The organism is Streptomyces sp. NPDC007162 (assembly GCF_040634175.1).
In the GTDB taxonomy this organism is placed as follows: Bacteria; Actinomycetota; Actinomycetes; order Streptomycetales; family Streptomycetaceae; genus Streptomyces.
Genome location: NZ_JBEYFC010000468.1, coordinates 1 through 6,978, shown reverse-complemented (window position 1 = coordinate 6,978; position 6,978 = coordinate 1). Strand labels below are relative to the sequence as shown.

Below are 6,978 nucleotides of genomic sequence, written 5' to 3'. Positions count from 1 at the left end.
GAGCGGCGCAGGTGCGGGAGGGCGGCGCGGGCGGTGCGGACCATGCCGAGGACATTGACATCGAGGACGCGGTGCCATTCGTCGTCGTCGTTGTCACACCGACGCTGCCGGGCGCGGCCGGGCATCTGCTCCTCGCCGCACCCCTGTTCACGGTCATGACCACGGTGTGCGGGATGCTGGTCACCGCGGGGACTGTGCGTCTGCTGAGCCGCTCGATCAAGCCCGGTCTGCACCGCGCGGACGGTGGCGTGGCCTGGCGGGCGTGGCTGGTGACCCGGCTGCTCGACGGTGCCCGCGGCAGTCTGTTCCCCCTGTACGCGAGTCTGGCCACGCCGTACTGGCTGCGGCTGCTCGGTGCCCGCGTCGGCCGCGGCACCGAGATCTCCACGGTGCTGCCGCTGCCGTCCCTGCTCCGCGTGGACGACGGGGCCTTCCTGGCCGACGACACCCTCGTCGCGCCGTTCGAACTGCGCGACGGATGGCTGCGGCTGGGACGCGTACGCATCGGGGCGCGGGCCTTCGTGGGGAACTCCGGCATCGTCGCGCCCGGCCACGACGTCCCCGACCGGGCCCTGGTGGGTGTGCTGTCCGACGCGCCGGCCGGCGGCAGGCCGGGCATGTCCTGGATCGGCCGGCCGGTGATGCCGCTGCCGCGCGTACCCGACAGCACCGACCCGGCGCGGACGTTCGCTCCGCCCCGGCGGCTGAGGGCGGCCCGCGCGGCCGTGGAGCTGTGCCGGCTGCTGCCGATGATCCTGGGCACGCTCCTGGCGGAGTGCCTGTTCCTCGGTGGGCAGGAAGCCCTGGACCGCGGCGGGCTTGTGCCGGCCGCCCTGGTCGGCGCTCCCTTGCTCCTTGCCGGGGCGGTCGTGGCCTGCCTCCTCACCACCGGTGCCAAGTGGCTGCTCGTGGGGCGCTTCCGGCCGGTCGAGCGGCCCCTGTGGTCGTCGTTCGTGTGGCGCAACGAGGTGTTCGACACGTTCGTGGAGATGCTGGCCGTTCCCTGGGGGGTGGGTGCGCACCTCGGCACACCGGCACTGAACTGGTGGCTGCGCACGCTGGGCGCGCGCGTCGGCCGCGGGGTGTGGTGCGAGACGTACTGGCTGCCGGAGACCGATCTGGTCAGTCTCGGCGACGGCGTCAGCGTCAACCGCGGCTGCGTCCTGCAGACCCATCTGTTCCACGACCGGATCATGCGGATGGACGCCGTGCGCCTGGGCGCCGGTGCCTCGCTCGGCCCGCACAGCATCGCCCTGCCCGGCACCACGATCGGCGCCGGCGCCGCCATCGGCGCCGCCTCCCTCGTGATGCGCGGCGAGACGGTGCCCGACGGCACGCGCTGGGCGGGCAATCCGATCGCCGGTGCCCCCGCGACCGGCACCACGACTCGCCTCGGCGAAGAAGGGGAAGCGGCATGACCTGGTGCAGTCGTCGTGCGCTGCTGCGCGGCGCGGCGCTCGCTCCCCTGGCGGCGACGGCCATGGACGGCCCGCCCCAGGAGGCCGAGCGCTACTTCGCGAGCCACGGCACCCACGACCACCGCACTCTCGCCTACGACCTGCGCCTGACGTACGACCCGGCCGCCGCCACGCTCGACGGCCGGGCGCACATCCGCGCGGTGGCCGAGCGGACGCTGCGGCAGGTGCACCTCGACCTCGCCGGACTGACCGTGCACGACGCCCTGGTCGACGGGGCCGCCACGCGCCCGTACCACAGGGGGCGCAAGCTGGTCCTGGCCGCGCCGCGGCCCATCAGGGCGGGCACGCCGTTCGCCCTGGAGATCGGTTACGGCGGCCGGCCGGGCCCGGTGCGCACACCGTTCGGGCCCATCGGCTGGGACCGCACCGGCGACCCGCACGACGGCACCCTGGTGGCCGCGCAGCCGCTCGGCGCCGCGTCGTGGTTCCCGTGCAACGACCGGCCGGACGACAAGGCCGAGTTCACCTTCCGGGTGACCGTGCCACGCGGCCACCAGGTGATCGCCAACGGCACCCTCCTGGAGCGCGTCGGCACGGGTTCGACCGAGTCCTGGACGTACCGTCACCCCGGTCCCATGGCGCCCTATCTCGCCGCGCTGTACACCGGCCGCTTCGTCCACCGGACCTGGCAGGCCCGCGACACCGCGACCGGCCGCCGGGTCACCGGCCGCGACGCGTACCCGGCCCGCATCGCCGGGCAGGCCGGGTACGACCTGGCCCGTCAGCCCGAGATGGTGGAGACCTTCACCGGCTGGTTCGGCCCGTATCCCTTCGAGACGTACGGCGCGGTCGTGGTGGACGCGGATCTGGACGAGCCGGTCGAGAACCAGACGGCGTCCGTCTTCGGCCGCAACCACATCGACGGCAACCGGACGTGGGAGACGCTCGTCGCCCACGAACTCGTCCACCAGTGGTTCGGGAACAGCGTGAGCCTTAGGGACTGGCGGGACATCTGGCTCAACGAAGGCTTCGCCACCTACGGGGAGTGGCTGTGGTCGGAGCACATCGGCGAGGACTCCGCCGACACCATCGCCAGGGCGGCCTGGCACACCATGGCCAGGAGACGCGACGGCCTGCGGATCGTCGACCCCGGACCGGACCGCATGTTCGACGACCGCGTCTACAACCGCGGCGCGTGCACCCTGCACGCGCTGCGCCTGACGACGGGCGACGAACGGTTCTTCCCGATGCTGCGCGGCTGGCACCACGCCCACCGCGGCGGCAGCGCGGACACCGCTGCCTTCATCGCGCACGCCGGACGCTCCCTGCCCGCGGCAGCGGAACCACTGCTGCGCGCCTGGCTCTACGACACCCGCCTCCCACCCCTGCCGCCCGCCACGGCCTGACGCGGGGGCCGCAGGGCAGGGACACCGGTCTCGTCGCCTCGGTCGCAGACCGCGTGGACCGGTGGCGTCCGGGTCGGAGTCGGCGGCCACGCGGGCGTCGGCAGCGGGGTCACACCTCGGTCAACGGGGCCTGGCGTCGTGCGGGGCGATCGTGTACGGGAGACGAAAGTCCATGGTCCGGCTGACCTCCCGCCAAGTCGCCTCTGCCGTCCTGCGCGCGTCGGCGGCTACGTCACCGCGTTCGCGTATGAGCCGTTCGTAGATCGGAGCGTCGCTCTGTGCCGCTGCACTCACCGTGTGGATCCCTTTCCTGACGACGACACCCGCTCGGCCTCCCGGCCGCGGGTGAGGGCCGAGTCTAGGGGGCCCGTTGCGTCAGCATCGTCCGGTTCCGCCAGGCGGGACGCGAGGGGAGCCGGGACCTCAGCGGCATCGACGCGTGCCGGCGCGTCACCTGGCGTGCGCCCCTTTCCTGCCGTGGTGGTTCTTCCGTGCCTGGCCCGGTGGTTCGCCGGGTACGGCTCCCCTGCCCTTGCCGACCGTGTCGACCGTGGTCTGTTCGGCGGCGTGAGGAGGAGAGACGGCATCCGGACCGGTGGGTTCGGCGGAGTCGGAGGGCGGCCGCGCGCCGGGGATCCGGGCGGAGTCACGCGGTGCGCGGGCGGCGGGGGCAGGGCTGTGGGAGAGCCGCGTCGCCCCGTCGTGGCGGGCGGCGGTGTCCTGGGACGTGGACGGGGTGGCGGGATCGGTGACGGACGGGGCCGCTTCACTGGCGGCGTCGCGCTGTGAGAAGCCGTCGCTGACGACCAGTCCGACGGCCGCGAGGGCGACCAGCGCCGCCGCTGACCCTCGTGCGCGCAGGCGGCCGCGGGCGGACACGGGCCGGGAGGGCGGCATCCCGGGGCGGCCTGTCCGGACGCTCGGGGTGAGGGATGCTCCCTCGGCGGGTGACGGGCTTCGGTGTGTGCGGTCGCTGTGATCCGTGACCGTCCGGGGCACGGCGGCGAGCGCGGGCCGGGGAGCGGATGCGGCAGGTCCCGCGCTCGTGGCGGCGAGACGGGTCAGCGCCTGGGCGCAGTCGCGTGCCGTGGGCCTCGCCTGCTGGTCCAGGGCGGTCATGTCCCGTAGCAGGGCGGCGAAGGAGTCGGGCAGGAAACCGGGCAGCACCGGCCGACGGTGCAGGCGCGCTATCGCGGACTCCAGGGGACCGCCGTCGTATTCGAGACGGCCGGTGAGGCATTCGAGGAGGACGAGGCCGAGAGCGAAGACGTCGGCGGGACAGCCGACGCGTTGCCCCAGCACCTGTTCGGGGGAGAGATAGGCCGCCGTGCCGGTCAGGGTGGCGGTGCCGGTACGGGTGGTCGCGTCCAGCAGGCGGGAGATCCCGAAGTCCGTCAGGTGGGGCCGGCCGGAGCCGTCGAGGATGATGTTGGACGGTTTGACGTCCCGGTGGACGATCTCCCTTTCGTGGGCGTGCGCCAGAGCTTCGCCCAGGTGCGCCCCGAGGGTGGCGGTGGTCCCGCACGGCAGCGGCCCCTCGGCTATCCGCGTCTTCAGGGTGGGGCCGTCGATCAGCTGCATGACGAGGAAGGCCTCGCCGTCCTGGGATCCGGCGTCGTAGGCGGTCACCAGTCCTGGATGCTGCAGCCGGGCCAGGATCACCGCCTCGCTGCGGAAGTCCTCCTCGGTGTCGAAACCGGTACCGGCACGGAAGACCTTCACCGCCACCGGCCGGCGCAGCCGGAGGTCGAACCCGCGGTGGACGTTCGCCGACCCGCCCGAACCGATCAGCGCGTCCAGACGGTAACGGCCCCCCAGGATTCTGGCGAAGCCTCGAAAAGCCCGGGAACCCCGTACCTCGCCCACCGTCACCTCGATCGCCCCATTCCGCGCACCGGCACCCGCCGGACGCCCGCCGCCTGCGGGCCGTGGCACGCAGGTACCCACCCATCGGCTGCTTGCACAACGACAAGCGTTTTCACACGGTCGGCCGGCGCTAGGGGAGGGTGGGCGAGGAGGGCGCGGGTCCGGTCAGGGTGGGGTGGGAAGGGACCGCCCGGTCGTCAGGGCGTTGGCGATCGTGCCGGCCATCTCGGTCGCGTGCGGATGTGGTGTGGTGCTGCCAGGCCCGGGCCTCCTCCGCGGTGACCTTCGGGTCGGCATCGCCGGTGAGGACGGTGATCGGGCAGTCGCGAAGGGGACCGGGGGCCGAGCGGTGGCTCTCGACGATGCGGTGGTCGGCGCGTATGGCCGGCAGCACCATCCGGACGAGTTCCTCGTCGGCGAAGACCCGGGAGTCGGTCGCTCAGCGCGCGTACCTCGCGCAGCAGCGCCTCGTCGTCGAGGCGGTGGGCCTGTTCGGGCCGGTGCCGGGAGGGAGCCCGGCGGCCGGACGCGAACAGGGCGGCCGGCGGTCGTCCGGCGCGCTGGAGGCCTCGGGCCACCTCGAAGCCGAGTGCCGCGCCGAGGCTGTGCCCGAAGACGGCGAGGGGTCGGTCCGTCCAGGGCAGCAGCGCGGCCACCACCTGCTCGGACCGTGCGTCCAGGCTCGGCGGAAAGGGTTCGTGGCGGCGGTCCTGGCGGCCCGGGTACTGGGCGGCGAGCACGTCCAGGTCGTCGCCCAGCAGTTCGGGCAGTGCGGCGAAGAAGGTGGCGGAACCGCCCGCTGCGGGAGGCAGACCAGGCGGGTGGGGGCGTCGGGGCGGGGCCGGAAGCGGCGGATCCACAGGCTGCCGCCGGACGGGTCGTGGTCCGGGGACACGCTCATGAGGCGGCTCGCCGGGTGTCGTGGCGGTGGAAGCCGTGGCCCGTCTTGCGGCCGAGCCTGCCCTCGGTGATCACCGCGTCGAGGATCTTCTTCGCGGTTTGGATGCCTCCGGTGAAGGAGATCTTCGCGACGTCGGGGTGGCGGACCAGGCGTTCGCCGGCCTCCGGGCCGCCGGGCAGGACATGCAGGCACCCGGAGGCAGCCCGGCCTCCAGGGCGATCTCGGCGCACCGGGCCACGGTGAAGGGGGCCAGGTCCAGGTGAGGTGACACCCATGCCGCCGTACGGCTGGGCGGGACGGTGGCGCCCCACGGCACCCAGACCCTCACCGAGGCGACCCTCACGCCCGACGAGTCCACCCGCTGGACCAGCCCGGTCACCGGCAAGACCTACGTCGAAATCACCAGCGGAAAGTAGCGCAGCTCAGCCGGGCCGGGTGGAAAGCCCTAAGGCAGCGGGATGCCGAGCCGCTCGGCGAGTTCGTCGGCGCCGACGCCGTACGTCTCACGGATCCGTATCCCCTCGGGGCCGACGTCGAAGACGCCGTGGTCGGTGTAGACGCGGCTGACGCAGCCGACGCCGGTGAGCGGGTAGCTGCACCGCGGTACGAGCTTGGGCTCCCCGGAGCGGGTGAAGAGAGTCATCATCACGTAGACGTCCTTGGCGCCGATGGCGAGGTCCATGGCGCCGCCGACCGCGGGGATGTCGTCCGGCCTGCCGGTGTGCCAGTTGGCGAGGTCGCCGTCGAAGGCGACCTGGTAGGCACCGAGGACGCAGACGTCGAGGTGGCCGCCGCGCATCATGGCGAAGGAGTCGGCGTGGTGGAAGTACGCCGCGCCGGGCAGCTCCGTCACCGGGACCTTGCCCGCGTTGGTCAGGTCGGGGTCGATCGCGTCGCCCTCGGCTTTCGGGCCCATGTTGAGCATGCCGTTCTCGGTGTGCAGCACCACCCCGGAGCCGGCCGGCAGATGGTCGGCGATCTTCGTGGGCTGCCCGATGCCGAGGTTGACGAAGGCGCCCGCCGGGATGTCGCGTGCGATCACGGCGGCCAGTTCGTCCATCGAGAGCCGGTGGTCGGTGGGCGTGGTGGTCATCGTGCCCCCTGCACGGTGTAGTGCCGGGCCGTCACCTGGACGATCCGGTCGACGTAGATGGACGGGGTGACGACGGCCTCGGGGTCGAGCTTCCCGGGCTCGACGACCTGTTCGACCTGGACGACGGTCGTCGTCGCGGCCGTGGCCATGACCGGTCCGAAGTTGCGGGCGGTCTTGCGGTAGACGAGATTGCCCAGCGTGTCCGCGACGTGCGCGCCGATCAGCGCGTAGTCACCCTTGATCGGGTACTCCAGCAGGTACGTGCGGCCGTCGATCTCCCGCACCTCCTTGCCC

The 6,978-nt window shown here is 73.1% G+C and carries 6 protein-coding genes and 2 pseudogenes; 2 read left to right on the top strand and 6 right to left on the bottom strand.

The window, feature by feature from the left end:
* Positions 1–1,418, top strand: a 1,418-nt coding sequence (locus ABZ646_RS36225; protein WP_360528769.1) for a Pls/PosA family non-ribosomal peptide synthetase, incomplete at its 5' end; no start/stop codon positions are given.
* Positions 1,415–2,824 (top strand): M1 family metallopeptidase, encoded by a 1,410-nt coding sequence (locus ABZ646_RS36220; RefSeq protein ID WP_360528766.1) that lies wholly within the window; start codon positions 1,415–1,417, stop codon positions 2,822–2,824. The genes ABZ646_RS36225 and ABZ646_RS36220, both read left to right, overlap by 4 nt.
* 450 nt (positions 2,825–3,274) lie before the next feature.
* Here the strand turns inward: ABZ646_RS36220 and ABZ646_RS36215 are convergent, their stop codons facing one another.
* From ABZ646_RS36215 to ABZ646_RS36190, 6 genes and pseudogenes are all read right to left on the bottom strand, one after another.
* Complete coding sequence (locus ABZ646_RS36215) at positions 3,275–4,696, bottom strand: protein kinase (RefSeq protein ID WP_360528763.1); 1,422 nt, start codon at positions 4,694–4,696, stop codon at positions 3,275–3,277.
* Between the two features lie 124 nt (positions 4,697–4,820).
* Positions 4,821–5,111, bottom strand: a pseudogene (locus ABZ646_RS36210) (thioesterase domain-containing protein); the annotation flags it as partial.
* 76 nt (positions 5,112–5,187) lie between these two features.
* Positions 5,188–5,550 (bottom strand): annotated as a pseudogene (locus tag ABZ646_RS36205) (alpha/beta fold hydrolase); the annotation flags it as partial.
* A 37-nt stretch (positions 5,551–5,587) separates the two neighbouring features.
* Positions 5,588–5,821 carry an aldehyde dehydrogenase family protein gene (locus ABZ646_RS36200; RefSeq protein ID WP_360528760.1) on the bottom strand — a complete coding sequence of 78 codons (234 nt, stop codon included), beginning with the start codon at positions 5,819–5,821 and terminating at the stop codon, positions 5,588–5,590.
* Between the two features lie 215 nt (positions 5,822–6,036).
* Positions 6,037–6,684, bottom strand: a complete 648-nt coding sequence (locus ABZ646_RS36195; protein WP_360528757.1) for a 3-oxoacid CoA-transferase subunit B — start codon at positions 6,682–6,684, stop codon at positions 6,037–6,039.
* A partial coding sequence (locus tag ABZ646_RS36190) for a 3-oxoacid CoA-transferase subunit A (protein WP_360528754.1) occupies positions 6,681–6,978 on the bottom strand: 298 nt, incomplete at its 5' end. The genes ABZ646_RS36190 and ABZ646_RS36195, both read right to left, overlap by 4 nt.